The organism is Pseudomonas izuensis (genome assembly GCF_002356535.2).
Classification (GTDB): Bacteria; Pseudomonadota; Gammaproteobacteria; order Pseudomonadales; family Pseudomonadaceae; genus Aquipseudomonas; species Aquipseudomonas izuensis.
The window spans coordinates 2126270-2151661 of sequence record NZ_AP017423.2 but is presented as its reverse complement, the minus strand read 5'-3'; the positions used below and the strand labels follow the sequence as shown (position 1 = coordinate 2151661).

Genomic DNA, 25392 nt, shown 5'->3' with positions numbered 1-25392 from the left:
GCACGGGTTCCTTGTGTGTCGGGGCCAGGTGCGAGGATGACGATTGTGTCTGACTTTACGCAAGACTTCCCGCAACGGACGAGGAATTAACAACGTTTAACTCGCAAGCCAGAGCCCTCGGATTCAAGAATCAGTCCTACCGACCCGGACATTCGCCATGGCTCACTTGCAGCAAAAAACTGCCCACGCGACAGTCACTGAAACGCAAAAGAAAAGCGCCGGCGGCCTCAGTCCGTGGCGCGAGCGGTTGGTAAAACAGCTGATCCTCGAGCGCCTGGGTGAATCCCTGGAAGTGACTGAACTGGCCCAGGCCTGTGCGTTGTCGCGCAGTCATTTTTCCCGTGCCTTCAAATGCAGCACCGGCCTCTCGCCCCAGGACTGGATTCGCCAGCAACGCATCGCCCGGGCCAAGCTGTTGATCCAGCATACCGACCTTAGCCTCACGCAAATCAGCCTGGAGTGCGGCTTCTGCGATCAGGCGCACTTCTGCCACATGTTCACCCGCAGCGAAGGCATCAATCCGTTTGCCTGGCGTTGCCGGACGGTGCGCTCCCTTCACCAGACCACCCTGTAGGCCGGCACCAATACGGAAGTGAGTGATCCCCACTGTGGGAGCGAGCCTGCTCGCGAATGGGAGTGTCAGTCGACATTACTGCTGAATGACACACCGCATTCGCGAGCAGGCTCGCTCCCACAGAGGGGGAATCGGTCAGCCCTTGAGGAACGCCAGCAGATCAGCGTTGAGTTGGTCCTTGTGGGTATCCGTCAAGCCATGGGGTGCACCGGGATAGATCAACAGCTGCGAACCCTTTACCAACCCTGCCGAAGCAATGCCCGCCGCTTCGATCGGCACCACCTGGTCGGCGTCGCCATGCACCACCAGGGTCGGCACATCGAATTTCTTGAGGTCTTCGGTGAAGTCGGTTTCCGAGAATGCCTTGATGCAGTCGTAGGCGTTCTTGTGGCCGGCGGTCATGCCCTGCATCCAGAACCAGTCGATCATGCCCTGGGATGGCTTGGCGCCGGGTTTGTTGAAGCCGAAGAAGGGGCCGCTGGCGAGGTCCTTGTACAGCTGCGCACGATCCACCAGCGACGCCTGGCGAATGCCATCGAACACTTCAATGGGCAATCCGCCAGGATTGGTTTCGGTCTTGAGCATCAGCGGCGGCACCGCGGAAATCAGCCCGGCCTTGGCCACGCGACCAGTGCCATGGCGGCCGATGTAGCGCGCCACCTCGCCGCCACCGGTGGAGAAGCCGAACAATACGGCGTCTTTCAGGTCCAGCAGCTCGATCAATTGCGCCAGGTCATCGGCGTAGGTGTCCATGTCGTTGCCGGTCCAAGGCTGGCTGGAGCGGCCGTGGCCGCGACGATCGTGGGCGATGACCCGGTAGCCTTGGGACGCCAGGAACATCATCTGTGATTCCCAACTGTCGGCATTCAGCGGCCAGCCGTGACTGAAGACGATGGGCTGACCGCTGCCCCAGTCCTTGTAGTAAATCTCGGTACCGTCGCGGGTGATAAACGTACTCATGGGCGTGCTCCTTTACGTGGGGTGGGGTTGTTGGTTTGAGTTGAATCAGGCAGATGCGCGTCCCATCAGCTCGGCCAGCCGCGCGACTCGCTCTCCCAGGTGCGCGGCGGTGCAACGGTCTTCAGCCGGTGGCGCCTCGTCAGGGGACTGTTCGACATTCGACTGGGCCATCGCGCCCAGGGAGCTGCCGAGGCGATTGAGTTGACCATCGAACACGCCGATGCCGGAGCGCGCGGGTAGCAGGTCGAGGCCGACCCAGATCATCGAGTGCTGGGCAGCGAACACCGCCATCTGCAGCAGGGTGTTGAGCTTGTCACCGCACAGGCAGCCGGAATTGGTGAAACCGGCCGCCAGCTTGTCGCGCCACGGTTGCGCCAGATAGAACGCCGCTGTAGCGTCCATGAAGCCTTTGAAGGCTGCCGAGGCACTGCCCATGTAGGTCGGGGCACCGAAAATGATCGCGTCGGCGCGGTGCAGGTGGTCCCAGTGCTCATCCACGTCTTCGACCGCCACCAGCAGGCAGGTGCTGCCCGGATGCCGCTCCACACCCCGGGCCACGGCGTCGGCCATGACACGGGTATGCCCGTAGCCACTGTGATAGACCACCACTACGTTGCTCATTCCGGTGTCCTTTGTGGGAGCGAGCCTGCTCGCGAACGCGTTGTATCAGTCACTGACGATGTTGAATGTGCCGCCGCATTCGCGAGCAGGCTCGCTCCCACATGACCGGGTGGAAGTTGAAGAAGGTGAGTTTTGGGGGTAGACCGGACGCAGGACGAGTTAAACGTTGTTAATTTTTCATGACGCGCCAAAAGCCCCGGCGCCGCGTTATAGACGCCACGCCCAATAAACACGGAGCGACTATCAGTGCGTGGCAACCGACAGTCCGAAGCGAACCCCGGCCGTCACCCAGGTCCTGCATTGCGCTGGCGAAAAAATCTGGGGAATATGCTCGAAAACCGCGAACTGAAAGGCCCCAGGCAGGAGTGACCCGTTGACCCTTTTCCTCGAACAGGCTGTGCATTTCGGCCCCTACAGGATCTACCCCGGACAGCGCCTGATCATGGAGGCCGACCAGCCCCTGCGCCTGGGCCGACGGGCCATGGACATCCTGTTGATCTTGCTCAAGCACGCCGGGAACGTGGTCAGCAAGCAACAACTGATTGCCGAAGTCTGGCCCAACACTGTGGTGGAAGAGATCAACCTGCGGGTGCACATGGCGGCCCTGCGCAAGGCGCTCGGCGACGGTCAGGCCGGCCAGCGCTATATCATCACCGTGGCCCAGCGCGGCTACAGCTTCGTTGCACCGTATTCATTGGAATCAATCGGACAGCGCCCGCAAAACGCTCCGGTTGAATCGAGCGGCCACAACCTGCCCCTGCGCCGCACTCGCCTGATCGGTCGCAAGGCATTGGTCGACAGCCTGGTGACGCAGCTGCCGCGCCAGCGCTTCATCACCCTGGTCGGCCCAGGCGGCATCGGCAAGACCACCGTGGCGCTGCGCGTGGCCGAACATCTTATCGGTCAATATCGTGACGGCATTCGCCTGCTGGACCTGGCACCGATCAATGACCCGCTGATGATCGCCGGTCACCTGGCCACGCTACTGGACCTGTCCCTGCACGACGCCGAACCGCTGAACAGCCTCGCCCTGTTCCTGCGCGAACGGCAGATGCTGCTGCTCTTCGATAACTGCGAACACCTGATCGACCACGTCGCCCTGCTCTGTGAAAGCCTGCTGCGTGGCGCACCGCAGGTGCACATCCTGGCCACCAGCCGCGAGGGTCTGCGGGCCGAGGGTGAGTTCATCCAGCGCCTTGAGTCGCTGGACTGCCCACCGCCCATTGCCGTGCTGGACCGTGCCCAGGCCCTGAGCTTTTCCGCGCTGCAGCTGTTCGTCGAGCGAGCCATGGCCAGCCAGGACAGTTTCGAACTGAGCGATGCCGAGTTGCCACTGGCAGTCGACATCTGCCGCCGCCTCGATGGCATTCCACTGGCCCTGGAGCTGGCGGCCGCCCAAGTCCCCAGCCTTGGCCTGGGTGGTTTGCTGGCGCAACTGCAGGACAGCTTTCGCCTGCTGCCCCACGGCAGCCAGGCAACCCCGGGCCGGCATCAGACCCTGCGCGCCACGCTGGATTGGAGTTTCGAACTGCTCAGCGCCTGCGAACAAACCTGCCTGCGCCGACTGGGCGTTTTCCGCGGTGGCTTTACCCTGGAGTCGGCAGCGGCGGTGATCGTAGGCGAGCACATCGAACCCCGAGAAGTGTTTGGCTCGATAATGCAACTGGTGGCCAAGTCCCTGTTGAGTGTGGACGTGGGCGATGAAGAAGTGTTCTACCGCCTGCTCGACACGACCCGCCGCTATGCCCTGGAAAAACTCGAACAGGCCAGCGAACTGCCCGCCACCCGGGAACGCCACGCCGAACGCTGCCTTGCCTTGATGCATCAGGCGCAAAAAAATTGGGAGCAGACGCCGACAGCGCTGTGGATCGAGCGTTACGCCCGTGGCCTGGAAGACATCCGCGCGGCCCTCGATTGGGGCCTGAATACCCGGGGACCGCAAATGCTGGCGATCCGCTTGACGGCGGCGTCCACACCACTCTGGCAAGAACTGTCACTGCTCAAGGAGCACGGCGGTCATGTGCGCAAGGCCCTGGCCTTGCTCGACGCTGCGCCCGAGCCCTGCCCGCGTTTGAAAATGAACCTGAAGCTGGCCCTCGGTAGCGCCTGCTATCACGTCCAGGGCGGCAATGAGGAAACCATCGGCGCTTTCGTCACCGCCAGAACCCTGGCCAGACAATGCAATGACGTGGTCGGAGAGCTGCGCGCCGTTTCCGGGCACATGGCGGTCAACCTCAGCTGTGGCAATTATCAGATGGCCCTGGAGCAGAGCCAGCAATTCGACCAGTTGGGCCTGCACGGCGACCCGGTGCTGTCGCTCAGCACGCATCGCCTGCGGGTGTTGGCCCTGCACTTTGCCGGGGATCAGTCACGGGCGCGGTTGAATGCCGAAGAGGTGATCCAGCGCATGGCCCAAAGCGGCCACCTCAACCGCTTCACCCATGGTTTTGGCGTGCAGTACGACCAGAGCGTCGCCGCCTTGACCATCCTGGCGCGCATTCTCTGGTTGCAGGGGCAACCGGAACAGGCCTGGCGCACGGCCCAACAGGCGCTGGACATTGCCTTGCAGATCAACCATGGCACGTCCATCTGCTACACCCTGGCGCTCTCGGGTTGCCTGATCGCCCACTACAACGGCCACACCCGCACCGCTCGCGAACTGTTGCACCTGCTGCTGGAACAGGCACAGAAAAACTCGGTGCTGCTGTTCTACACCTGGGCCCGGCAGTATGCGCAAGTCATCGACGGTGCCGATGCGCAGGCATCGCAACGTCCGGGCATCGGCTTGATCAAGGAAATCATGGTCACGCTGGGCCCCGGGTTCATCGATGACGATTTGCTGCAACGTGCCGACAGCGGCGCGGCAGGCTGGAGCACCGCAGAGATTCTAAGGGCCCGTGCCGATACGCTGCTGGCCGTCGATTGCCCGGTGAAAAACTGTACTGCCGAAACCACCTTGCTCAAGGCGCTCAACGTGGCGAAATCCCAAGGCGCGCTGGCCTGGGAACTGCGCAGCGCCACTTCGCTGGCCAGGCTCTGGCAGCGTCAGGGGCGCTACCGCCAAGCCCATGAACTGTTGACGCCGATCTACCAGCGTTTCACCGAAGGACATGCAACGCCGGACCTGATCGCCGTGCGCCGTTTACTCGACGAGTTGCAGGACAACGTTCGGATTTGATGCCGAGGCGCTTTTTTTTGTAGGAGCGAGCTTGCTCGCGATGGACTTAAGCACGCCGCGTTTAACCAGAAAAACACGCGTAATCGTTAGCGACCATCGCGAGCGGGCTCGCTCCTACATTCGAGTTTTTCCAGGGCATAGCCGCGGGTGGTGTTGAGGAAGCGGTAACGGGAAACACCGTTGGCTTGCTCCAGGGAAAGCAGCGATTTCAGCGCGAGGCTCTGAAGCACCTTTCCCAGATTGGCAGTCGACAGCGCGGCGCAATCCACCACGCCCATCGCCGCCTCCAGGGTGAACGCCGACTTGAACACCGCCAGGCGCTGCAACACGGTTTGCTCCACCGGACTCAGCCGTTCATAACTCCAGTCCAGCGCAGCCTTGAGGGTCTGATGCCGGGGGACTGCCGTGCGCCGACCCTGGGTCAGCAGTTGGAAGCAGTTATCCAGTTGCGCTTGCAAACCCACCAGCGCCAGCGCGTCGATCTGCGACGCCGCCAGCTCTATCGCCAGTGGCAAACCATCGAGCCGCCGACAGATCTCGCGCACGGCCTTGAGGTCCTGTTCGCGCAGGGCAAACCCTTGCTGACGAGCCCGGGCACGGCTGACGAACAGCTGCACCGCCGAATAGCCCATGACTTCATCGACACTGCGCAACGCCGACCTCGGCGGAACCACAAGCGGCGGCAACGGCAGTCGTGTTTCGCCGGTGGCCAGCAGCGGTTCGCGGCTAGTGACCAGAATCGACAGGCGCGGCGCCGAGGCCATCAGCGTTTCGACCAGGGCCCGGCAGCGTTCCAGCACGTGTTCGCAGTTATCGAGTATCAGCAGCGCATGCCATTGCCCCAGCGATTCCAGGGCGGTGCCGGTGTCCAGCTCAAGGGTGCGCGCCAGGTGATCGACCACCTGTGCCGGGTCATCGAGCATTGCCAGATCCACCCGCCATACGCCGTCGCGATAGTGCTGCAACAGCAGCTCGCCGACCCGCAGGGCAACGGTGGTCTTGCCGATACCGCAAGGCCCGACCAGGGACATGCAGCGCTGCACCGGCAACTGGCGCACCAGACTGCCCACTACCGCATCGCGTCCGGTGACCGGTGTCAGGCGTGCCGGCAGGTTATGGCGGGGCTTTTGTGGGTGTGATGGCGGGCTTTCGAGCGCGATGGGCGTGAGCGGCGAGGCCTGCCGCACCGGCGCGACAAAGCTGTAGCCGCGCTGCGGAATGTTGACGATGTAGCAATGCCCGTTCTGCCCGTCGCGAAAAGCCCGACGCAGCGCGGCAATGTGCACGCGCAGATTGATTTCCTCGACCACTGAACGCGGCCAGACCCGAGCGATCAGTTCGTCCTTGCTGACCACCGAGCCCGCGTGCTCGACCAGCACCTGCAGGATATCCAGGGCCCGTCCGCCCAGGCGCAGCGGCTGGTCGCCTTCCAGCACCAGCCGCTGATTCAGATGAAATGCGTAGGGGCCGAAGCGCAGCACCGTTTCGCTGTGTATGTCTCGTAGGCTGTTCATGCACCTTCACCCGCCGGGAGCCTGCTCGGCACGCGAGTCCATCCAGGCTCCGTACCTTCCTTGCAATGAGTTCCCGGCTATCTTGGCAGGCCTCGGTGACGGTACAACCATCACGGGGGGAGCGTCACGGCCATTACGGTGCGCACGACGGACAAGAACGCTAGCTGAATTGCTCGCGGTACTGCGCCGGGGTCAGTCCGAGTTTTTCACCGAACAGAAAACGCATGTGCCGCACGCTGCCGAAGCCGCTTTTGAAGGCCACGGTCTTGAGCGGCAACTCCGTGGTTTCCAACAGATTGCGGGCGCAATCGATGCGCGCACTTTGCAGAAACTCCATGGGCGTCATGCCCACTTCACGGGCGAACACCCTGGCGAAGTGGCGCGGGCTCATGGCACCCAGACCGGCCATGCGTTCGATGCTGAAGGGTTCGTCGAGATGCTCGAGGACATGGTTCTGCACCCGGGTGATCGCCGTCTCATGGGGTGCCACCGCCGCCATCAACGGGCTGAACTGCGCCTGGCCGCCCTGGCGTTTCATCACCACCAACAACACCTTGGCCACATCCTGCGCGACTTTCTTGCCATGGTCTTCGGCAACCACTGACAACGCAAGGTCAATGCCGGCAGTAACGCCACCGGACGTGATGAGGTTGCGGTCCTGAACGAAAATCTGGTCGGTCTCGACGGTGGTCCTGGGGAAGGCCTTGATCAAGCGCTCGGTGTAGTGCCAGTGGGTCGTCACACGGTAGCCGTCGATCAAACCGGCATGTCCCAGCACAAACGCGCCGGTGCAAATCGAGCCATAGCTTGCGGATCGGCTGACACAGCGCTTGAGCCAGTCGAGCAACCGCGGATGTTTTTCGTTGTAGGCGCCGGGACCACCGGGCACCAGCAGCAGATCGAAGCCGTCACAGGCCTGATCGATATCGACATCGGCGTGCACGCTCACGCCATTGGACGCCCGCAGCGCACCAGGCTCGGTACCGATGGTCGTCAGCACATAGTGGTCGTCAGGCTTGAGGTACCGATTGGCAATGGAAAACACCTCCATGGGCCCGGCCATGTCGAGCAGGAGAAAGTTGGGGAACAGCACCATTGCCACGGTTTTCATGGGTTCAACATCACTGGAGTCATCAATAGATCAGTCTGCTGGACGCCATCCCCTGTGGGAGCGAGCCTGCTCGCGAAAACGGTTTCACATTCAACGAAGAGGTGAGGGTCAGACCGCTTTCGCGAGCAGGCTCGCTCCCACAGGTTAGGTGCCTTGCGTTGGTGTGCATTATGGCGAAGTGCGAAGTCAGCGTCGCCAATATTACTGTCAACCTGAATGCGACAGTATTTCAATTTCCATCTACTTATTGCACCAACCAGTAACCATTAACCTTCTCCTCACTCGGACGAATTCACGTCCCTCAGGAGAATCCATCATGCTGACCCTTCGCAAAGCTTCTGATCGTGGCATGGCCAACCATGGCTGGTTGAAGTCGTTCCATACCTTTTCCTTCGCTAACTATCGCAATCCCAGGGAGCAGGGATTTTCCGATCTGCTGGTGATCAACGATGACCGCGTGGCCGCCGGTAAAGGCTTCGGCCAGCACCCGCACCGGGATATGGAAATTTTCTCCTACGTGCTCGACGGCGCGCTGGAACACAAGGACACCCTGGGCACCGGCTCGGTGATCCGTCCTGGCGACGTGCAGTTGATGAGCGCCGGCAGTGGCGTGGCACACAGTGAATTCAACCACTCGGACAAACGCCCGGTGCACTTCCTGCAAATCTGGATCGTGCCCGAGGTGAGTGGCGCCAAACCGCGCTATCAACAGGAGCATTTCAGCCCGCAGAAGAAGCGCGGTCGCCTGCGACTGATCATCTCCCCCGACGGCGCCAAGGGTTCGCTGAAGGTGCGCCAGGATGCGCGGGTGTATGCCGGTCTGATCGATGGCCAGGAAAACGCAACTCTGGAACTGGCCGCCAATCGCTACGCCTATGTGCATGTGGCACGGGGCAGTGTCGAACTCAACGGCATGCCCTTGCAGGAAGGTGATGGTGTGCGGGTTCGCGAAGAACAGTTGCTGACATTGAGCAACGGCGTGGATGCCGAGGTACTGGTGTTCGATTTGCGTGCGCAGGAATTGCCCGAAATGCCATAAATCCCTGTAGGAGCGAGCCTGCTCGCGATGGCGGCTACACATTCAACATAGGGACTGATCCACCGCTATCGCGAGCAGGCTCGCAGGTTATTCACCCGCCTTGGAAAACTCCTCGACGATCTCATCGATCACCACCCGCACCCTGGCGGTGTGCCGCAGGTCGGCATGGGTCACCAGCCACACATCGTAGGGTAGCGGTCGGGTGCGCTCCGGCCATAGCCTGACCAGCCCGTCCCTCTCCCCCATGTACACCGACATTTCCCCAATCCCGATCCCCGCCGCGATGGACCGGCGCACCAGCAGGCTGGAGCTCAGGCTCGAGACAATCCGTCCGCGCCCCAGCGGCTCACTGACCAGCGTCATGTCCTTGCCTCCCTGCAAATACGGCTGATACACCACCAGGTCATGGCCCTCGAACGCCTTTCCCGGCTCCGGAATACCGTGGGCGTCCACGTAATCTTGCGAAGCAAACAGACCCACCGGCCAACGGGCGATCCGCCGAGCGATCAAGTCCGGGTTATCCGGCCGGGTATTACGCACGGCAATGTCGGCTTCGCGCTTGGCCAGGCTGAGGATTTGCGTGGAGGCATTCAGTTGCACCCGCACATCGGGGTGGTGGCGATGCAAACGGGCGATGGCTGGAATCAGGAAATCGATCGCCAGGGAGTCCGTAGTGGTGACCCGCACACATCCGGTCAACCGTTCATCGAGCCCCTGAATCCGCCGCTCAAGTTCCAGCGCCGTATGCTCCATTTTCTCCACCGCACGCATCGCCGCTTCGCCCACGGCGGTCAGTGCGTAGCCTTCGGAGGTGCGCAGAAACAGGGTCGCGCTCAATGATTTTTCCAGCGCTGCGATCCGCCGACCCACCGTGGCCTGATCCACACCCAGCACCCTTGCGGCGCCGCGCAACGTCGATTCGCGGCAGACCGCGAGAAATACCCGTGCGTCATCCCAATTCATAGGGGCCTCCTGACGATGCATTGATGCGTTTACGCATCACTGAAACGCAAATTCGCAGCATTATTGCATCAAAAGATATCGTTATGCTGGTCACCAGAGAATACCCACAGGACAACGCTCATGCCCAGCTCAACCGCTCCTCCCGGCATAACGCGCAACGCGCTCTGGTTGCCGATCCTCGCCGGCCTCTGCGCCAGCCTGGTCAGCATCGGCCTGGCGCGATTCGCCTATACGCCGTTGATTCCCTCGTTGATCGAAGCCCACTGGTTTTCCGCCAGCGACGTCGTGTTCCTTGGCGCCGCCAACCTGGTGGGTTACCTGATCGGTGCGCTGATCGGCCATCCGCTGGCTCGGCGCACGTCCAACAAAACGGTGCTGCGGCTGATGATGCTGGCAGTGACCCTGGCGTTTTTCGCCTGTGCCTTTCCGTTATCGGTGAGTTGGTTCTTCGGTTGGCGCTTGCTGTCCGGCATTGCCGGTGGCGCGATCATGGTGCTGGTCGCGGCGACGGTATTGCCCCATGTGCCGGCCTCGCGCAAAGGCCTGGCCAGTGGTGCGATCTTTCTCGGTCTTGGCCTGGGCATTGCCGGGTCGGGGACGATCGTGCCGCCGCTGCTGAGCCTGGGCTTGCAACAAACCTGGCTCGGCCTCGGCCTGCTGGCGCTGGTCCTGACAGCGGTCAGCTGGTTCGGCTGGCCTTCGTCCGCGCCCCCTGCAACGGCTTCGACGCCAGTCAAAGCCCCTTCGACTTCGATGAATCCAAGTGTCTACCTGCTGTTCGCCCAATACGCGCTCATGGCGGCCGGGCTGGTGCCGGCCATGGTGTTCCTGGTGGATTACGTGGCCCGCGGGCTGGGGGCCGGACAACATGTCGGCGCGCTGATCTGGGTCATGTATGGCCTCGGCGCAATTGTCGGGCCGGTGAGCTACGGTTTTCTGGCCGATCAACTGGGAGCGAAGCCGGGCATTCGCCTGGTGCTGGCAGTGCAGGCGATAGCGATCGGCCTGCTGTCGATTTCCAGTTCTTTCGCGGCACTGGCGTTGCTGGCGGTGATCATCGGTTCGTTCCCGCCGGGCATCGTGCCTCTGGCGCTGGCCCGGGTTCACGAACTGATCCCCGAGCATCATCAACAACAGGTCGCCTGGAGTCGCGCCACGGTTTCGTTCGCCACCGTTCAGGCCCTGTCCGGGTTTGCGTACTCGGCGTTGTTCAATGCCAGTGGTGGGCATCACGGGTTGATGTTCGTGATTGCGGCGGGGGCGTTTGTTTGTGCGTTGTTGCTGGAATTGGCTGTTCGCCTGATAACCCCATCCTATGCGGGAGCGAGCCCATTCGCGAAGACGTCGGCCCATTGAACATTGTTGTTACCTGACACACCGCCTTCGCGAGCAAGCTTGCTCCTATAGTTTTTGAATTGATTTCACTTTTGATAGGTATCCCACATGACACTTCCCCAGACCATGACCCTCATCGAAATCACCCAACCCGGTGGTCCCGAAGTCCTGCAACCGCGCCAGGCGGCCGTGCCCACCGCCGGCAGCGGTGAAGTGCTGATCCGCGTGCGTGCCGCCGGGGTCAACCGCCCCGATGTGATTCAACGTGCCGGCAAGTACCCGATGAAGCCCGGCATGAACCCGATCCCGGGACTGGAAGTGGCCGGTGAAGTGGTCGCGGTCGGCGCAGGTGTCAGCGAGTTCAATGTCGGCGACAAGGTCTGTGCGCTGACTAATGGCGGTGGCTATGCGCAGTATTGCGCGGTCCCGGCCAGTCAGACGTTGCCGATTCCGGAGGGCCTGGACTGGGAGCACGCTGCGGCAATTCCGGAAACCTTCTTCACCGTGTGGGCCAACCTGTTCGAGATGGGTGGCGCCCGCAAGGGTCAACGGGCCCTGATTCATGGCGGCACCAGTGGCATCGGCACCACCGCGCTGATGCTCTGCCGCGAATTTGGCATAGTGGCTTTCGCCACGGCCGGCAGTGAAGAAAAGTCTGCGGTGATTCGCGAGCTGGGTGCCGAGGCGATCAACTATCGCGATCAGGATTTCGCCCAGGTCATCGCCGAAAAAACCGCGGGGCGGGGCGTCGATGTGATTCTCGACATCATGGGCGGTTCGTACCTGAACAGTAACGTCGCGGCCCTGGCCCTCGAGGGTCGGCTGGTGATGCTGGGCTTCCTGGGTGGCGCGATCGCCAAGGATGTCGATCTGCTGGCGATCATGGCCAAACGCGCCATCGTCACTGGCTCGCTGTTGCGTTCCCGCACTCGGGAAGAGAAAGCCGAGATCGCCCGGCAATTGCGCGAACATGTATGGCCGGTGCTGGCGGCCGGTCGTTGCCTGCCGATGATCGACAAGGTCTACACGCTCGACGAAGCATCGCTGGCCCATGCGCAGATGGAAGCGGGCAATCATATTGGCAAAATTGTTTTGCGGGTGAAGTGATCCGTTGGAGCAACACTAACCCCTGTGGGAGCGAACCTGCTCGCGATTGCAGTCTGTCAGTCGACATATCAGGCGACTGGACAATCGCAATCGCGAGCAGGCTCGCTCCCACAGGTCTAAATTTTCCCCGCCTCACCCGCGCATCTGTTACAACGCGGGCTTCATGTCTTCCCGGCGAACCACCCAATGCCCTCCGCCCTCCTCACCCGTCTGCGCCGACGCTGGCTGCCGCTGCTGTGCATGGTTGCGCTGGTCGTCGGGCTGCCGGCGAGTTGTGGTACGCTCAAGTACAAGGAGCGCGAATTGTTGTTCCGCATCGAACCGGGCACCGCAAGCTGGTACAGCGGCTTGCCGCAGGACGTCCAGGAATTCGACATCCAGCCTCCCGGTTTCAAGGCCGGGCAAAACCTGCACGCCTGGTGGTGGCCTGCGGCACGTCGCGACGCCCCCTCGATCCTCTATTTGCACGGGGTGCGCTGGAACCTCACCGGCCAGGCCTTTCGCATAGAGCAATTGCGCGCCATGGGCTATTCGGTGCTGGCGATCGATTACCGCGGCTTTGGCCAGAGCAAAGGCGACCTGCCGTCGGAAGCCAGCGTGTACGAAGACGCCCGTGCCGCCTGGGAGCGCTTCACGGTGATGCAACCCGATGCCGGCAAACGCTTGATCTACGGTCATTCCCTGGGCGGCGCGGTGGCAATCGACCTCGCGGCAGACCTGGCCGCCGAAGCGAAAAAGGCGCAGGTCGCCGTGCCCGTGCACGGTCTGGTGATCGAGTCCACCTTCACCTCGCTGGGCGATGCCGTGGCGGAGGTGGCCGGCAACAACCTGCCTATCAATTGGTTGCCAGTGCGGTGGCTGCTTTCGCAGAAATTCGATTCCATCGACAAGATCGTCGACATCGACATGCCGTTGCTGGTGGTCCATGGCCTGGCCGATCCATTCATGCCTTCGCGCTTCAGCCAACAACTGTTCAATGCCGCCAACCCACCTAAACGCCTGTTGTTGATCCCCGGCGGGACGCACAACAACAGCATGAGCCTGGGCGGTAACCAGTATCGCCAGGCACTCGACGGTTTGATGAAAGCCAAACCGCAGATCGCCGGCCCGACGGTTTCACGGGACGCGCAGGACTCCTGAGGGTTATCGATAGCCCCGCGCCTGCAAGTCGAACAATTGCGCATAGCGCCCACCCGCCGCGACCAGGCGGTGGTGATCGCCGCGCTCAAGAATCCTGCCCTGATCGAGCACGATGATGTGATCGGCGTTGCGCACACTGGAAAAACGGTGGGAAATCAGCAGGGTCATGCGTTCTTGGGTGTGCCGGCTGAAATGCTCGAACACCGCCGCTTCCGCCGCCGGGTCGAGCGCCGAAGTCGGCTCGTCGAGAATCAGGATATCGGCGTCACGGCGCATGTAGGCACGGGACAAAGCGATCTTCTGCCACTGCCCGCCGGACAGCTCCTGCCCACCGGCAAACCAGCGCCCCAGTTGCGTGGCATAACCGCGATCCAGGCGCTCGATGAAAGGCGCGGCCATGCCTTCGGCAGCGGCTTCTTGCCAACGCTGCTCATCCTGGAACGCCAGGGTATCCCCCACGCCGATGTTCTCGCCGACAGAGAACTGGTAGCGAATGTAATCCTGGAAAATCACGCCGATACGCCGACGTAGCGCGTCCTCCTCCCAGGCCTGCAGGTCGCTGCCATCCAGCAGGATTCGCCCCTGATCGGGACGGTATAAACGGGTCAGCAGCTTGATCAGGGTGGTCTTGCCCGAACCGTTCTCCCCCACCAGCGCCATGCTGTGCCCCGGTGCAAGATGAAAGCTGACACCTTCCACCGCCGCCCGACTGGCACCCGGATAACGAAAGCCGACATTCTCGAAACGCAGGCCGTCACCCGGCACTGCACCGACAATGAGATGCCCGGTATCGACCACCACGGGCTCGGCCAGGTATTCATAGAGGCTGGACAGGTAGAGGCCATCTTCGTAAAGACCGCTGATGGCGCTCAGACTGCTGCTCACCGCTGACTGCCCCTGCTTGAACAGCACCAGGTACATGGTCATCTGCCCAAGACTGATGTTGCCGTGGACCGCATCGACCACCACCCAGGCATAGGCCAGATAAAACGCCCCGGTGCCGAGCAGACCGAGCGCGAAACCCCAGCCATCGCGACGCAGCGTCAGCCGCCGGTCCTCGGCATAGAGCCGGGCGAAGGTTTCGCTATAGCGCCGCAACAGCAGCGGCGCGAAACCGAACAGCTTGACCTCCTTGATGTAGGCCTCATGGGACAACAACGTTTCGATATAAGTCTGCTGCCGGCTTTCCGGTGCACGGCGAGTGAACAAGCGAAAGGCATCGCCGGAAAAATGCGCCTCGGCAAAAAACACCGGCAACGCGCCGACCACCAACAGCACCAACGCCCACGGCGAAAAATGTACCAGCAACACGCCGAAGCTGATCAGCACGATCAGGTTCTGGGTCAACCCCAGCGACTTCATCACCAGCGCCAACGGCCGGGTCGAGGCTTCACGCCTTACTCGCACCAGCTTGTCGTAGAACTCGGAATTCTCGAACTGCACCAGCGACAGCGTCTGGGCCTTTTCCAGAATCATCGTGTTGACCTTCTGCCCCAGCTGCACACGCAACAGCGACTGCTGGACAGACAAGGCACGCTGGGTGGCAGACAGCATCGCCAGCACCCCCGCCTCCAACAGCACATAACGCAGCACTGGCCACAGCGGCGCACTGCCCTGCTGCGCATGCAACTGCATGGCGAACACCACCGCATCGACAATGCGCTGCCCCAACCACGCCGCCAGCGCCGGCAGTACCCCGGCGATCAGTGTTGCCAGCACCAGGCCGAGGAACAGGCCACGGGAGGTTCCCCAGACCAGCAGCAGAGCGCGTCGGGACTGGTCGAGCAATGAGGAGAAGCGGGTAAGGACCGCGGGCATATTTATCGGTTTCGCCGACGCGGTCTCTCGGATTCTTTTCTTGAAGGTGGAGGGCCGAGTGGAATCACCAAGCCTGGGGGAGGAGGACCGCCGTTAATCCATTCCTCCATTAGCCGCCGCACTTCAGGCGGCATTTCTTGCGGTGCTCTGCTTGTCATTTGTTTACCCTATTGTTTTCAGGAGTTCGACCCATTGTACTTTTGAAACATCGATAACAATCACCTCAGCTCCGGTGTGAAACCTCTGGTCTGCATCTTCAATCCAGTGAGGGTACTCAAGAACGAACTGCCCTCTTGCAGGCTCCGCCGGCCATTCTATCGGCCAGCCAAACAGGCGTTTACCATCGACCAGGTGCAGCACCACATGTCTCTGCCGCGTTGAAAAAGCACTGTACCACTCGCAAGGATATGAAGATTGCCGGGTTATTTTCAGCTTACGAAGCAGAGCATGAAGCTTGTCGCTACTGGCAATGTGGCAGGAAAGAAACCCCATCAAGACCGCAATCACCGCTGACCATAAGGTCTCTGATTTTCTGTCCCACATGCCAACTGAAAAGAACCGTTCACCTGCAACCAACAGCAACGCTCCCAAACCGACAACCAGCGACTGGATCACAAAGGTAAAAATAAGCGCCTGAACTATTTGTCCAAAGGTGTCTGGCCGCTTGAAGGCTGTCAGTGAATAAAAGATCCAGGCGGCTAAAAATCCCGGAATCAAATACTGGAGTAGCGGTATCACTTCCTTGATCAATTCATCCATGCAAGTTTTCAATCCATTGAAAGCTTTGATTCGGGCAAAGAAATACCTCACCTCAGCAACTCGCGCCATCAGTTGCGAAGTCGCTGTCGTCACAAGACGTTTCAAGGTTAAAGGCCGGGATTTAGCGGGCAAATATCAGGGAAAAGTCCTACAAACACTTAATCGAAGACCCACGTTATCTACGCCTGAAACCTTGCCCGATACCGCCCAGGACTCTCCCCCGTCCACTTCTTGAACGCGCGATGAAACGCACTCGGTTCCTGAAAGCCCAATTGCTCGGCGATGTCGCTGATGCTCGCCTGGCTCTGGCGCAATTGCTCGAAGGCCACGGCGCGGCGCACTTCGTCCTTGATCTCCTGATAGGAACAGCCTTCGCGTTCCAGCTTGCGGCGAAAGGTGCTGGGGCTCAGGTGCTGTTCGAGAGCAAAGGCCTGCAAGGTCGGCCAATCGCTGTAATGGCTGTTGCGCAGGCGCTGATGCACCTGTGACGCCAGGCCGTGCTGGTTGCGGAAGCGGATCACCAGCCATTGCGGCGCCGTGCGTAAAAACACTTTCAGCGAGGCCAGATCCTGCACTACCGGCAGACGCAGGTAGTGGCTGGCGAACTCGATCTCAGTACGTTCGGCACCAAAGGTCAGGTTCGGTCCCCAGAGCAGGCGGTCGTCACTGAGGGACACCCGCTCGTGGCGAAAATCCGCGCGGTCGATGGGAATGCGTCGACCGCCCAGCCAGCACAGCAGGCTGATCATCAACACCAGAAAGGTCTCTTCGCCAAACCGAGCGACGTCATCGTTCGCCGAATGGCTATCCATGCTGATGAGCGCCCGTTTGCCGCGCACGGTCAGCGTGCCGCGAAAGTCGCGCAGGAACAGGGCGAAGTTGGCCAGGCACTGACGCATGGCCTTATGCAGGTCGGGCTCCTGAATCAATGCGCGGCAAATCAGGGCGAAAGCGCCCGGCGGCATGCCATGGGAGTCGAGCCCGAAGAACTCGTCATTCAATTCGCGGATCTGAATCAGCCACAACGCCGCAAAGGCGTTGGCCGAAACCCGGGCGGTGGGCTGCTGCATCAGCGCCGGATCGATGCCCGCCTGTTCCAGCACGGCCTGCACTCGCTGCGGATCGTCCCCCAGCCCGTGGATCATCGCCTGCACGAAGTAGGCGGCCACCGAGTCCTTTTCCCGCATCTGAACGCTACGCTCCCCATCATTCGAAATGGCAAAAAACACCAGTGCCGTTGAACAGTTTCGGCATAGGACAACCGCCCCGCCGGCTCTAGACTCGCGGCAATAGTACGCCTTCGGCCACCCTTACGGCCAAGGTATCGCAGGGTTTGAGCGGAAGGACGGCAACATGAATTTGCAAAACATTGGCGTGATCGGCGCCGGCACCATGGGCAACGGTATTGCGCAAGTTTGCGCCTTGGCCGGTTTCAACGTGACCTTGCTTGATATCTCCGAGAGCGCTTTGCAAAAAGCCGTGGCGACCGTCGGCAAGAACCTTGATCGGCAGATCGCCAAAGAGACCCTGACGCCGGAGCAAAAACTCGCCGCCCTCGACAAGATCCGCACCAGCACCGACTACAGCAGCCTGAATAACGCGCAACTGGTGATCGAGGCCGCCACGGAAAACCTCGAACTCAAACTGCGGGTATTGCAGCAGATCGCAGCACAGGTCAGCGCCGACTGCGTGATTGCTTCCAACACCTCGTCGCTGTCGATCACCCAGCTTGCCGCCAGTGTCAGCCAGCCTGAGCGTTTTATCGGCCTGCACTTCTTCAACCCGGTGCCGGTGATGGGCCTGATTGAAGTCATCCGCGGCCTGCAAACCAGCGACGCCACCCACGCCCTGGCACTGGACATGGCAACTGCGCTGGGCAAAACCGCGATCACCGCCGGCAACCGTCCGGGGTTCGTGGTCAACCGGATTCTGGTGCCAATGATCAACGAAGCGATCCTGGTGTTCCAGGAAGGCCTGGCCAGTGCCGAAGACATCGACGCCGGCATGCGCCTGGGCTGCAACCAGCCAATCGGCCCGCTGGCCCTGGGGGACCTGATCGGCCTGGACACCCTGCTGGCGATCATGGAAGCCTTCTACGAAGGCTTCAACGACAGCAAATATCGCCCGGCGCCGCTGCTCAAGGAAATGGTCGCCGCCGGTTACCTGGGCCGCAAGACGGGGCGTGGCTTCCATGTCTACGCCTGAGCGTTGCTCGCGTTTCGCCGAGTACCGGGACAAGGTGCTGGAGTTGTTTGCCAGCAAGGGGTTCGGTCAGGTCGGCATGCGCGAGCTCGCCGCGTGCCTGGGGCTTTCCCCTGGCTCGCTGTATCACCATTACCCGAGCAAACAGCACTTGCTGCTCGACCTGATCGAGGAGTTTTACGAAGAGTTGTTGGCCACCCTTGGCCGCATCGAACAAAAAGCCCCGGCCAAACGCGACCGGCTCAACAGCCTGATTCGCGCGCACCTGAACCTGCACCGTGACATGCCGTGGCATTTCCGGCTGGTGGAGCGCGATAGCCGCTGCCTGAATGAAGAACAACAGGCTCGGGTCCGGCACCTGCGCGAGCAATATGAGCGCCGGTTGCTGGTGATGCTCGGGGCCAAAACGCGCTTCAGTGAGCCGGGCGTTCTGGCGGCCGGGCATGCCATTGCCAGGTTGCTCAATAGCGCGCCCGATTGGCTGGCTCGCCATTCGCTTGACGAACATGAGCATGATGAGCTGCTGGAAAACCTGGTGAGCGGCGGCATCGAGCGTTTGTTGGCGCCACGTCGCGCGAACGAAGCGATAAGCCTTGCCCGGTCTATCGAAAAATCGTCTAAAGAAACCCAGGCTCCCACCGCCATTTAGCGCTTTGCTTGCCCAGTCGATGTCATCGGAATTCGCACCTGAACGAAGCGTCCAATCCGATGTGTCCCTCAATGACCGGGAGCCAAACCATGAAAATCAATCCCTACCTCATCTTCAATGGCGACTGCGAAGCCGCGTTCACCTTCTATGCCGAATGCCTCAAGGGCCGGATCGAAGCCATGCTGACCTTCGGTGAAACACCCGCCGGCGAGCATGTGCCCCAGGACTTGCATAACCTGATCATCCATACGCGGCTGGCGGTGGGCGACCAGGCAATCATGGGTTCGGATACCACACCCGACCGCCCCACCGAAGAAATGAGCGGATGCTCGATTTCGTTGAATGTCGACAGCATTGCCGAAGCGGAACGGGTGTTCTCTGCGCTGTCAGCAGGCGGCAATGTACAAATGCCACTGGAGGCCACCTTCTGGGCCGCTCGTTTTGGCATGTTGGTCGACCGTTTTGGGGTGTCGTGGATGGTCAACTGCGAAAAGGATCAATGACAACACTCAATGCCCTCCTGTAGGAGCTGGCTTGTCGGATCGCCGCACCGCAGCGAAAGCGATGTACCTGTCACACGTCGGCGCGCCCTTCGCCAGCAAGCCGGCTCCTACACGTTCGACGATGTTCCATGCATGAAAGGGCCCAACCTGAACAGGTTGGGCTTTCTGGCAACTCCCCGACCGTCTGCTACCGTCAACATGCCATCCCCAGCGGATTGTCCGGAGGAAATCCACCATGCCTGCCCCTTCCTGGTCTGCCCGTTTCAAATTGTCGCTATTGGCCGGAGGGCTCACCGCTGCACTGCTCGCCCTCAGTGGCTGCGCCACTGTCGATGCCCATACCACTGCCTACGTCGGCGTCGAGCATCCCGCGCCAACGGTGCCCAGCGAAGTCGTGGTGCTGCGCTCCGAACCCCTGCGCCCGCACATTCGCCTGGGTGAAGTGCTGATTGACGCCAGTGTCGATCCCGCACCACCGATTGCCGAGGTCGAACAGAAATTGCGCGAGGAATCCGCCAAGCTGGGTGGTGATGCCGTGGTGGTGGTCTATGACCATATCGGGACAGTGGGCGCCTATGCCAATGGGCCGCTGTGGGCGCGCGATGTGAAAGCCATCGAGGGGCGCAAGCTCAAGGGGATTGTCATCAAGTACCGGTTGTAGCCGGAACAGGGATGGCTGGCGAAAGCGGTGGGTCAGGCGACGTCCCTGTTGATCGACCCGCCGCCCTCCGTTTTCTGTAGGAGCCGGCTTGCCGGCGAAAGCGGTGGGTCAGATGTCATCCATGTTGAATGACTCGCCGCCTTCGCTGGCGAGCCAGCTCCTACAGGTGTTGGTGGGTCCGGTGGTGATCACACAACCTTTCGTCGCAAATCAAAACCTGGGGCGCAAAACGCGCCCCTGTCTGGCTTACGGCTTGCACAGGCGGTCGTAGCGGCCTCAGAACGACATAATTCTGACACGCCCGCCCCTCAAACTAATGCTTAAGGCCTCCAGCAATACGCTTGGTCAGTCACCGGAGATGTAACGTGTCAACTCTTAATGAAATCGCAGCGAACCACGCGAGAATGGCCAAGGCAAAAGAAGAGGAGGCGACCGGGTTGAATGAGCGACAGCTTCAGATCGTGGGTAGCTTTGAAATTCCGTGTCTGGAGAAACAACAGCAGGTGCCGCTGCACCTGATGGCCGCAGCGCAGGACAATCACGTCGCACAGGTAGCCGGTTTTTGATCGTCATGATTCACCGAGGGTGACCTGCCGGTACTGGCGCGGAGTGAAGCCGGTCAATGCCTTGAACTGGCGGGTGAACGCGCTGTGGTCGGTATAGCCGCACTGCAGTGCGACATCCGTGATGGGCATGTCGGTATGCAACAGGCGATGCGCGTGCTCCAGGCGAACTTTCTGGATCATCTGTCGCGGCGTCAGGTTGAACACACGCTTGCAGTATCGTTCCAGTTGCGCCACTGAAATGCCGGCAATCCGCGTCAACTCGCCCAGGGTGACGCGCCGGTTGAAATGCGTGCGAATGTACTCGTCCACAGCCGCCAGGCGTTGGTAGGCCGGATGTGTCTCACTGGCCGACTGCAAGTCGACCGAGATCCCCGCCAGGCCGATGATTTCACCATTACGGTTATACAACGGCCGTTTATGCGTCAGGCACCAACCGGGCTCTCGACTGCCGTACAGATGCAGCTCCAGTTGGTCCTCCAGTACAAACCCCTGCTCCAGAACCCGTCGATCCTGTTCGGTATAGCCAGGCCCCAACTGCGCGGGGAAGACCTCGGCACTGGTTTTCCCCAGCAGGGGCTGCAAGTGTTTCAGCCCGCAGCGCTGAACCAGGGTGCGATTGGCCATGACGTAGCGCGCCTGGACATCCTTGATAAAGATCGCCGCATTGGGAATCACGTCCAGCATCGGCAGCAGCAGTGCCACGCCCGCCAATAATTCATCGATGGTCTGAGGACGACTGGCGTCGTTCCCCTGGCACAGGATCGCCAGCGCATTCTGCGTCATGAAACTCCCTCCCCTCTTTGCCCAGGCAAAACACCCTTGATACGGCGCACGCCGAGCAGGTTGCCGCAACCCCGTCATCCTGTCGAGGGCACCTCGCCGTCCTCCGCACTGTGCTGATTTCGTCATCCATGCCAATGGAAAACATCAATCGCGGCCAGGCTGACGGGTTCACGCTATAGCCCCAGTGACATCACCCCTGCCTATCCAATAACTCACAAGAAGGCGACGCCATGTCAGGCAACGGCAAGTTCAAAAAGCAACTTTCATTGATAGACCTCACGTTTATCGGACTGGGGGCGATCTTCGGTTCGGGCTGGTTGTTCGCGGCCAGTCACGTGTCCGCCATCGCGGGACCGGCCGGGATTTTTTCCTGGCTGCTGGGCGGTTTTGCTGTCCTGCTGCTGGGCATCGTCTACTGTGAACTGGGCGCGGCGCTGCCCCGTGCCGGTGGCGTGGTTCGCTATCCGGTGTACTCCCATGGCCCGCTGCTCGGCTACCTGATGGGCTTTATCACGCTGATCGCCTTCTCTAGCCTGGTGGCGATCGAGGTGGTCGCCTCGCGCCAATATGCCGCCGCGTGGTTTCCCGGGCTGACCAAGGCCGGCTCCAGCGACCCCACGGTGGTGGGCTGGCTGGTGCAATTCGGTCTGCTCTGCCTGTTCTTCCTGCTCAACTATCGCAGCGTGAAGACCTTCGCCAAGGCCAATAACCTGGTCAGCGTGTTCAAGTTCGTCGTGCCGTTGCTGGTCATCGGCGTGCTGTTCACCTTCTTCAAGCCGGAAAACTTCCAGGCCCAGGGCTTCGCGCCATTCGGCCTTTCGGGTGTGGAGATGGCGGTGTCCGCCGGCGGCGTCATCTTTGCGTACCTCGGGTTGACGCCCATCATCTCGGTGGCGAGTGAAGTGAAGAACCCGCAACGCACCATTCCGATTGCACTGATCCTCTCCGTGCTGCTCTCCACCGCCATTTATGTGTTGTTGCAGATCGCTTTCCTCGGCGGCGTGCCCACCGAAATGCTGGCCAACGGCTGGGCCGGGGTCACCAAGGAACTGGCGCTGCCTTACCGTGACATCGCCCTGGCGCTGGGCGTAGGTTGGCTGGCCTACCTGGTGGTCGCCGATGCGGTGATCTCCCCCAGCGGCTGCGGCAACATCTACATGAACGCCACACCGCGGGTCATCTATGGCTGGGCGCAAACCGGCACCTTCTTCAAAGTCTTCACCCGCATCGACGAAAAGTCCGGCATCCCGCGCCCGGCGCTGTGGCTGACCTTTGCCCTGTCGGTGTTCTGGACCCTGCCCTTCCCGTCCTGGGAAGCGCTGATCAACGTGGTATCGGCCGCCCTGGTGCTCAGCTACGCCGTGGCGCCCGTGACGGTGGCCGCACTGCGCCGCAACGCCGCCGATATGCCGCGTCCGTTCCGGGTCAAGTGGATGAGTGTGCTGGGGCCGCTGTCGTTCATCATCGCCGCGCTGATCGTCTACTGGTCGGGCTGGAGCACCGTGTCCTGGTTGCTCGGCCTGCAGATCCTGATGTTCGTGGTTTACCTGCTGTGCGGTCGCTTCGTGCCGACCCATCACCTGAACCTGGGCCAGCAAGTGCGCTCATCCGCATGGCTGATCGGTTTCTACGCCGTGACTATCGTGCTGTCCAAACTCGGAAGCTTCGGTGGCATTGGCGTCCTCAGCCATCCCTTCGACACCCTGGTCGTGGCGGCCTGCGCCATGGGTATCTATTACTGGGGCGCGGCGACCGGCGTGCCGGCGCATCTGGTCCGTCTCGAAACCGAGGACGATGAAAGCGAAGCCGCGCTGACCACTACCGGTATTGCTACTGGCCAACGTCCCGCAGGCGCCCAGGTGCGGGCTTCGTCCTGAAACCCTCAAATCACTCAATGGACAGGTTCATGAAACGAGTATATGTCATCGATTCCCACACCGGCGGCGAACCCACTCGCCTGGTGATGAAAGGCTTTCCCGATCTGCCCGGCAACTCCATGGCCGAAAAGCGCGATGCCTTGCGCGACCAACATGACCGCTGGCGTCGCGCCTGCCTGCTGGAGCCCCGGGGCAACGATGTGCTGGTGGGCGCCCTGTATTGCGAGCCGGTCTCGCCGGATGCCACCTGCGGCGTGATCTTCTTCAATAATGCCGGTTACCTCGGCATGTGCGGCCACGGCACCATCGGCCTGGTCGCGTCCCTGCATCACCTGGGTCATATCAGCCCTGGCGTGCACAAGATCGATACGCCGGTCGGTCAGGTCAGCGCCACGTTGCACGCAGACGGGGCGGTGACCGTGGGTAACGTGCCCGCCTACCGCTACTGCCAACAGGTCGCCGTCGAGGTGCCCGGCCATGGTCGCGTGTACGGCGATATCGCCTGGGGCGGCAACTGGTTTTTCCTGGTATCCGACCATGGAAAGACGCTGCAACTGGACAACGTCGAAGCCCTCACCGAGTACACCTGGGCGATGCTCAAGGCGCTGCAAGACCAGGGCATCCACGGCGAAGACGGCGCCCTCATCGACCATATCGAACTGTTTGCCGAGGACGACCGCGCCGATAGTCGCAACTTCGTCATGTGCCCAGGCAAGGCCTACGACCGTTCGCCTTGCGGCACCGGCACCAGCGCCAAACTGGCGTGCCTGGCGGCCGATGGAAAACTGGCCGCGGGCGAGCGCTGGGTTCAGGCCAGCATCACCGCCAGCCAGTTTGAAGGCCGCTACGAATGGGAAGGCGAACGCATCCGCCCGTTCATTACCGGCCGCGCGTACATGACTGCCGACAGCACGCTGCTGATCGACGAACAGGATCCCTTCGCGTGGGGCATTTGAGCCCCCGTGCCTTCCTATCAATCTGAATGAATGTTCCAAGGAGCTACAACAATGAGCGATAACATCTTCACTGGCTGCATTCCCGCGCTGATGACCCCATGCACCGCCGAGCGCAAACCGGACTTTGACGCCCTGGTGGCCAAGGGTCGCGAACTGATCGATATCGGCATGAGTGCTGTGGTGTACTGCGGTTCGATGGGCGACTGGCCCCTGCTCACCGAGGCCGAGCGCCAGGAAGGCGTGGCGCGCCTGGTCGCCGCCGGCATCCCGACCATCGTCGGTACCGGTGCCGTCAACAGCCGCGAAGCGGTGGCTCACGCGGCCCATGCGGCCAGGATCGGCGCCCATGGCCTGATGGTCATTCCTCGCGTGCTGTCCCGTGGCGCTTCGGCCACCGCGCAAAAGGCACACTTCGCCGCCATCCTCAACGCCGCCCCGAATCTTCCGGCAGTGATTTACAACAGCCCTTACTACGGCTTCGCCACCCGCGCCGATCTGTTCTTCGAATTGCGCCGCGAGCACCCGAACCTGATCGGCTTCAAGGAGTTCGGCGGCGCTGCCGACCTGCGCTACGCCGCCGAGAACATCACGTCCAAGGACGACGACGTCACCCTCATGGTGGGCGTCGATACCCAGGTGGTTCATGGCTTCGTCAACTGCAACGCCACCGGTGCCATCACCGGCATCGGCAACGCACTACCGCGGGAAGTGCTGCAACTGGTGGCCCTGAGCAAGCAGGCCGCCAAAGGTGACGCAAAGGCCCGGCGCCTGGCACGCGAACTGGAATCCGCGCTGGCCGTGCTGTCGTCCTTCGACGAAGGCTGCGATCTGGTGCTTTATTACAAGCACCTGATGGTGCTCAACGGCGACAAGGAATACACCCTGCACTTCAACGAGACCGATGCGCTCACCGATGCCCAGCGTCGATACGCCGAGGCCCAGTACGGGTTGTTCCGCCAGTGGTACGCGAACTGGTCGAAAGAGCAGAACCTGGTCTGACACCCGGCACACGACCACAGCGGCGCGTGAAAGCGCGCCGGCTGTGGGACAGGATCAACCCAAATTTTTCAGGAAGC

At 61.3% G+C, this 25392-nt stretch carries 23 protein-coding genes; 14 read left to right on the top strand and 9 right to left on the bottom strand.

Features of this window, described 5'->3' with window-relative positions:
- Positions 1–157 precede the first annotated feature (157 nt).
- On the top strand, positions 158–574 hold the full coding sequence (locus LAB08_RS09725; RefSeq protein ID WP_096512425.1) for a helix-turn-helix domain-containing protein: 417 nt from the start codon (positions 158–160) through the stop codon (positions 572–574).
- A gap of 135 nt (positions 575–709) precedes the next feature.
- Here the strand turns inward: LAB08_RS09725 and LAB08_RS09720 are convergent, their stop codons facing one another.
- Together LAB08_RS09720 and LAB08_RS09715 are read right to left on the bottom strand one after the other, a co-directional pair.
- Complete coding sequence (locus tag LAB08_RS09720; protein ID WP_096512426.1) at positions 710–1534, bottom strand: alpha/beta fold hydrolase; 825 nt, start codon at positions 1532–1534, stop codon at positions 710–712.
- Positions 1535–1579: 45 nt separating this feature from the next.
- Positions 1580–2155 (bottom strand): flavodoxin family protein, encoded by a 576-nt coding sequence (locus LAB08_RS09715; RefSeq protein ID WP_096512427.1) that lies wholly within the window; start codon positions 2153–2155, stop codon positions 1580–1582.
- Positions 2156–2528: 373 nt separating this feature from the next.
- Between LAB08_RS09715 and LAB08_RS09710 the strand changes: the two genes are divergently transcribed.
- Positions 2529–5333 (top strand): ATP-binding protein, encoded by a 2805-nt coding sequence (locus tag LAB08_RS09710; protein WP_096512428.1) that lies wholly within the window; start codon positions 2529–2531, stop codon positions 5331–5333.
- A gap of 86 nt (positions 5334–5419) precedes the next feature.
- On the opposite strand, the gene LAB08_RS09705 is transcribed toward LAB08_RS09710, so the two are convergent.
- Together LAB08_RS09705 and LAB08_RS09700 are read right to left on the bottom strand one after the other, a co-directional pair.
- Entirely contained in the window at positions 5420–6847 is a 1428-nt protein-coding gene (locus tag LAB08_RS09705) for an ATP-binding protein (RefSeq protein ID WP_096512429.1), read from the bottom strand.
- Between the two features lie 160 nt (positions 6848–7007).
- Entirely contained in the window at positions 7008–7958 is a 951-nt protein-coding gene (locus LAB08_RS09700) for a GlxA family transcriptional regulator (protein WP_096512430.1), read from the bottom strand.
- A gap of 316 nt (positions 7959–8274) precedes the next feature.
- Here LAB08_RS09700 and LAB08_RS09695 point away from each other — a divergent pair, with 316 nt between their 5' ends.
- Positions 8275–8997: a pirin family protein gene (locus LAB08_RS09695; RefSeq protein ID WP_096512431.1), complete on the top strand. Its 723-nt coding sequence runs from the start codon at positions 8275–8277 to the stop codon at positions 8995–8997.
- 87 nt (positions 8998–9084) lie between these two features.
- On the opposite strand, the gene LAB08_RS09690 is transcribed toward LAB08_RS09695, so the two are convergent.
- Positions 9085–9960, bottom strand: a complete 876-nt coding sequence (locus tag LAB08_RS09690; protein WP_096512432.1) for a LysR family transcriptional regulator — start codon at positions 9958–9960, stop codon at positions 9085–9087.
- Between the two features lie 120 nt (positions 9961–10080).
- Here LAB08_RS09690 and LAB08_RS09685 point away from each other — a divergent pair, with 120 nt between their 5' ends.
- From LAB08_RS09685 to LAB08_RS09675, 3 genes are all read left to right on the top strand, one after another.
- Positions 10081–11316, top strand: coding sequence for a YbfB/YjiJ family MFS transporter (locus tag LAB08_RS09685; RefSeq protein ID WP_096512433.1), 1236 nt, complete (start codon positions 10081–10083; stop codon positions 11314–11316).
- A gap of 87 nt (positions 11317–11403) precedes the next feature.
- The gene (locus tag LAB08_RS09680) at positions 11404–12402 is read left to right on the top strand and encodes an NAD(P)H-quinone oxidoreductase (protein ID WP_096512434.1); all 999 of its coding nucleotides are present in this window, start codon (positions 11404–11406) and stop codon (positions 12400–12402) included.
- A gap of 186 nt (positions 12403–12588) precedes the next feature.
- Positions 12589–13542 (top strand): alpha/beta hydrolase, encoded by a 954-nt coding sequence (locus tag LAB08_RS09675; protein ID WP_096512435.1) that lies wholly within the window; start codon positions 12589–12591, stop codon positions 13540–13542.
- A 3-nt stretch (positions 13543–13545) separates the two neighbouring features.
- Here the strand turns inward: LAB08_RS09675 and LAB08_RS09670 are convergent, their stop codons facing one another.
- The 3 genes from LAB08_RS09670 to LAB08_RS09660 form a co-directional block, all read right to left on the bottom strand.
- On the bottom strand, positions 13546–15360 hold the full coding sequence (locus LAB08_RS09670) for an ABC transporter ATP-binding protein (protein ID WP_096512436.1): 1815 nt from the start codon (positions 15358–15360) through the stop codon (positions 13546–13548).
- A gap of 162 nt (positions 15361–15522) precedes the next feature.
- Entirely contained in the window at positions 15523–16119 is a 597-nt protein-coding gene (locus LAB08_RS09665; protein WP_096512437.1) for a DUF6338 family protein, read from the bottom strand.
- Positions 16120–16298: 179 nt separating this feature from the next.
- Positions 16299–17306: an AraC family transcriptional regulator gene (locus tag LAB08_RS09660; protein ID WP_096512438.1), complete on the bottom strand. Its 1008-nt coding sequence runs from the start codon at positions 17304–17306 to the stop codon at positions 16299–16301.
- A gap of 166 nt (positions 17307–17472) precedes the next feature.
- Here LAB08_RS09660 and LAB08_RS09655 point away from each other — a divergent pair, with 166 nt between their 5' ends.
- The 5 genes from LAB08_RS09655 to LAB08_RS09635 all read left to right on the top strand — a co-directional run bounded on the left by LAB08_RS09655 (position 17473) and on the right by LAB08_RS09635 (position 20700).
- Positions 17473–18324, top strand: a complete 852-nt coding sequence (locus tag LAB08_RS09655; protein WP_096512439.1) for a 3-hydroxybutyryl-CoA dehydrogenase — start codon at positions 17473–17475, stop codon at positions 18322–18324.
- On the top strand, positions 18311–18970 hold the full coding sequence (locus tag LAB08_RS09650; protein WP_096512440.1) for a TetR/AcrR family transcriptional regulator: 660 nt from the start codon (positions 18311–18313) through the stop codon (positions 18968–18970). Before LAB08_RS09655 ends, LAB08_RS09650 begins: the two co-directional genes overlap by 14 nt.
- A gap of 89 nt (positions 18971–19059) precedes the next feature.
- Positions 19060–19473, top strand: a complete 414-nt coding sequence (locus tag LAB08_RS09645; RefSeq protein WP_096512441.1) for a VOC family protein — start codon at positions 19060–19062, stop codon at positions 19471–19473.
- 235 nt (positions 19474–19708) lie between these two features.
- Positions 19709–20134, top strand: coding sequence for a YajG family lipoprotein (locus LAB08_RS09640; RefSeq protein WP_096512442.1), 426 nt, complete (start codon positions 19709–19711; stop codon positions 20132–20134).
- Between the two features lie 365 nt (positions 20135–20499).
- Entirely contained in the window at positions 20500–20700 is a 201-nt protein-coding gene (locus LAB08_RS09635) for a hypothetical protein (protein ID WP_096512444.1), read from the top strand.
- A 3-nt stretch (positions 20701–20703) separates the two neighbouring features.
- Here the strand turns inward: LAB08_RS09635 and LAB08_RS09630 are convergent, their stop codons facing one another.
- Positions 20704–21483, bottom strand: a complete 780-nt coding sequence (locus LAB08_RS09630) for an AraC family transcriptional regulator (protein ID WP_096512445.1) — start codon at positions 21481–21483, stop codon at positions 20704–20706.
- 230 nt (positions 21484–21713) lie between these two features.
- Here LAB08_RS09630 and LAB08_RS09625 point away from each other — a divergent pair, with 230 nt between their 5' ends.
- Genes LAB08_RS09625 through LAB08_RS09615 form a run of 3 tightly spaced genes read left to right on the top strand, consistent with a single transcriptional unit; the run spans position 21714 to position 25315 of the window.
- Positions 21714–23360, top strand: a complete 1647-nt coding sequence (locus tag LAB08_RS09625) for an APC family permease (protein WP_096512446.1) — start codon at positions 21714–21716, stop codon at positions 23358–23360.
- Positions 23361–23389: 29 nt separating this feature from the next.
- Positions 23390–24316, top strand: coding sequence for a 4-hydroxyproline epimerase (locus LAB08_RS09620; RefSeq protein WP_096512447.1), 927 nt, complete (start codon positions 23390–23392; stop codon positions 24314–24316).
- 51 nt (positions 24317–24367) lie between these two features.
- Positions 24368–25315: a dihydrodipicolinate synthase family protein gene (locus LAB08_RS09615; RefSeq protein WP_096512448.1), complete on the top strand. Its 948-nt coding sequence runs from the start codon at positions 24368–24370 to the stop codon at positions 25313–25315.
- Positions 25316–25392: the final 77 nt, after the last annotated feature.

Excerpts from the sequence above, each read along its gene's own strand:
- LAB08_RS09620 (WP_096512447.1), top strand. The coding sequence starts at position 23,390 with ATGAAACGAGTATATGTCATCGATTCCCACACCGGCGGCGAACCCACT.
- LAB08_RS09670 (WP_096512436.1), bottom strand. The coding sequence starts at position 15,360 with ATGCCCGCGGTCCTTACCCGCTTCTCCTCATTGCTCGACCAGTCCCGA.
- LAB08_RS09650 (WP_096512440.1), top strand. The coding sequence starts at position 18,311 with ATGTCTACGCCTGAGCGTTGCTCGCGTTTCGCCGAGTACCGGGACAAG.
- LAB08_RS09695 (WP_096512431.1), top strand. The coding sequence starts at position 8,275 with ATGCTGACCCTTCGCAAAGCTTCTGATCGTGGCATGGCCAACCATGGC.
- LAB08_RS09715 (WP_096512427.1), bottom strand. The coding sequence starts at position 2,155 with ATGAGCAACGTAGTGGTGGTCTATCACAGTGGCTACGGGCATACCCGT.
- LAB08_RS09700 (WP_096512430.1), bottom strand. The coding sequence starts at position 7,958 with ATGAAAACCGTGGCAATGGTGCTGTTCCCCAACTTTCTCCTGCTCGAC.
- LAB08_RS09665 (WP_096512437.1), bottom strand. The coding sequence starts at position 16,119 with ATGGATGAATTGATCAAGGAAGTGATACCGCTACTCCAGTATTTGATT.
- LAB08_RS09645 (WP_096512441.1), top strand. The coding sequence starts at position 19,060 with ATGAAAATCAATCCCTACCTCATCTTCAATGGCGACTGCGAAGCCGCG.
- LAB08_RS09720 (WP_096512426.1), bottom strand. The coding sequence starts at position 1,534 with ATGAGTACGTTTATCACCCGCGACGGTACCGAGATTTACTACAAGGAC.
- LAB08_RS09615 (WP_096512448.1), top strand. The coding sequence starts at position 24,368 with ATGAGCGATAACATCTTCACTGGCTGCATTCCCGCGCTGATGACCCCA.
- LAB08_RS09630 (WP_096512445.1), bottom strand. The coding sequence starts at position 21,483 with ATGACGCAGAATGCGCTGGCGATCCTGTGCCAGGGGAACGACGCCAGT.
- LAB08_RS09685 (WP_096512433.1), top strand. The coding sequence starts at position 10,081 with ATGCCCAGCTCAACCGCTCCTCCCGGCATAACGCGCAACGCGCTCTGG.
- LAB08_RS09705 (WP_096512429.1), bottom strand. The coding sequence starts at position 6,847 with ATGAACAGCCTACGAGACATACACAGCGAAACGGTGCTGCGCTTCGGC.
- LAB08_RS09690 (WP_096512432.1), bottom strand. The coding sequence starts at position 9,960 with ATGAATTGGGATGACGCACGGGTATTTCTCGCGGTCTGCCGCGAATCG.
- LAB08_RS09660 (WP_096512438.1), bottom strand. The coding sequence starts at position 17,306 with ATGCGGGAAAAGGACTCGGTGGCCGCCTACTTCGTGCAGGCGATGATC.
- LAB08_RS09675 (WP_096512435.1), top strand. The coding sequence starts at position 12,589 with ATGCCCTCCGCCCTCCTCACCCGTCTGCGCCGACGCTGGCTGCCGCTG.
- LAB08_RS09640 (WP_096512442.1), top strand. The coding sequence starts at position 19,709 with ATGCCTGCCCCTTCCTGGTCTGCCCGTTTCAAATTGTCGCTATTGGCC.
- LAB08_RS09680 (WP_096512434.1), top strand. The coding sequence starts at position 11,404 with ATGACACTTCCCCAGACCATGACCCTCATCGAAATCACCCAACCCGGT.
- LAB08_RS09725 (WP_096512425.1), top strand. The coding sequence starts at position 158 with ATGGCTCACTTGCAGCAAAAAACTGCCCACGCGACAGTCACTGAAACG.
- LAB08_RS09625 (WP_096512446.1), top strand. The coding sequence starts at position 21,714 with ATGTCAGGCAACGGCAAGTTCAAAAAGCAACTTTCATTGATAGACCTC.
- LAB08_RS09655 (WP_096512439.1), top strand. The coding sequence starts at position 17,473 with ATGAATTTGCAAAACATTGGCGTGATCGGCGCCGGCACCATGGGCAAC.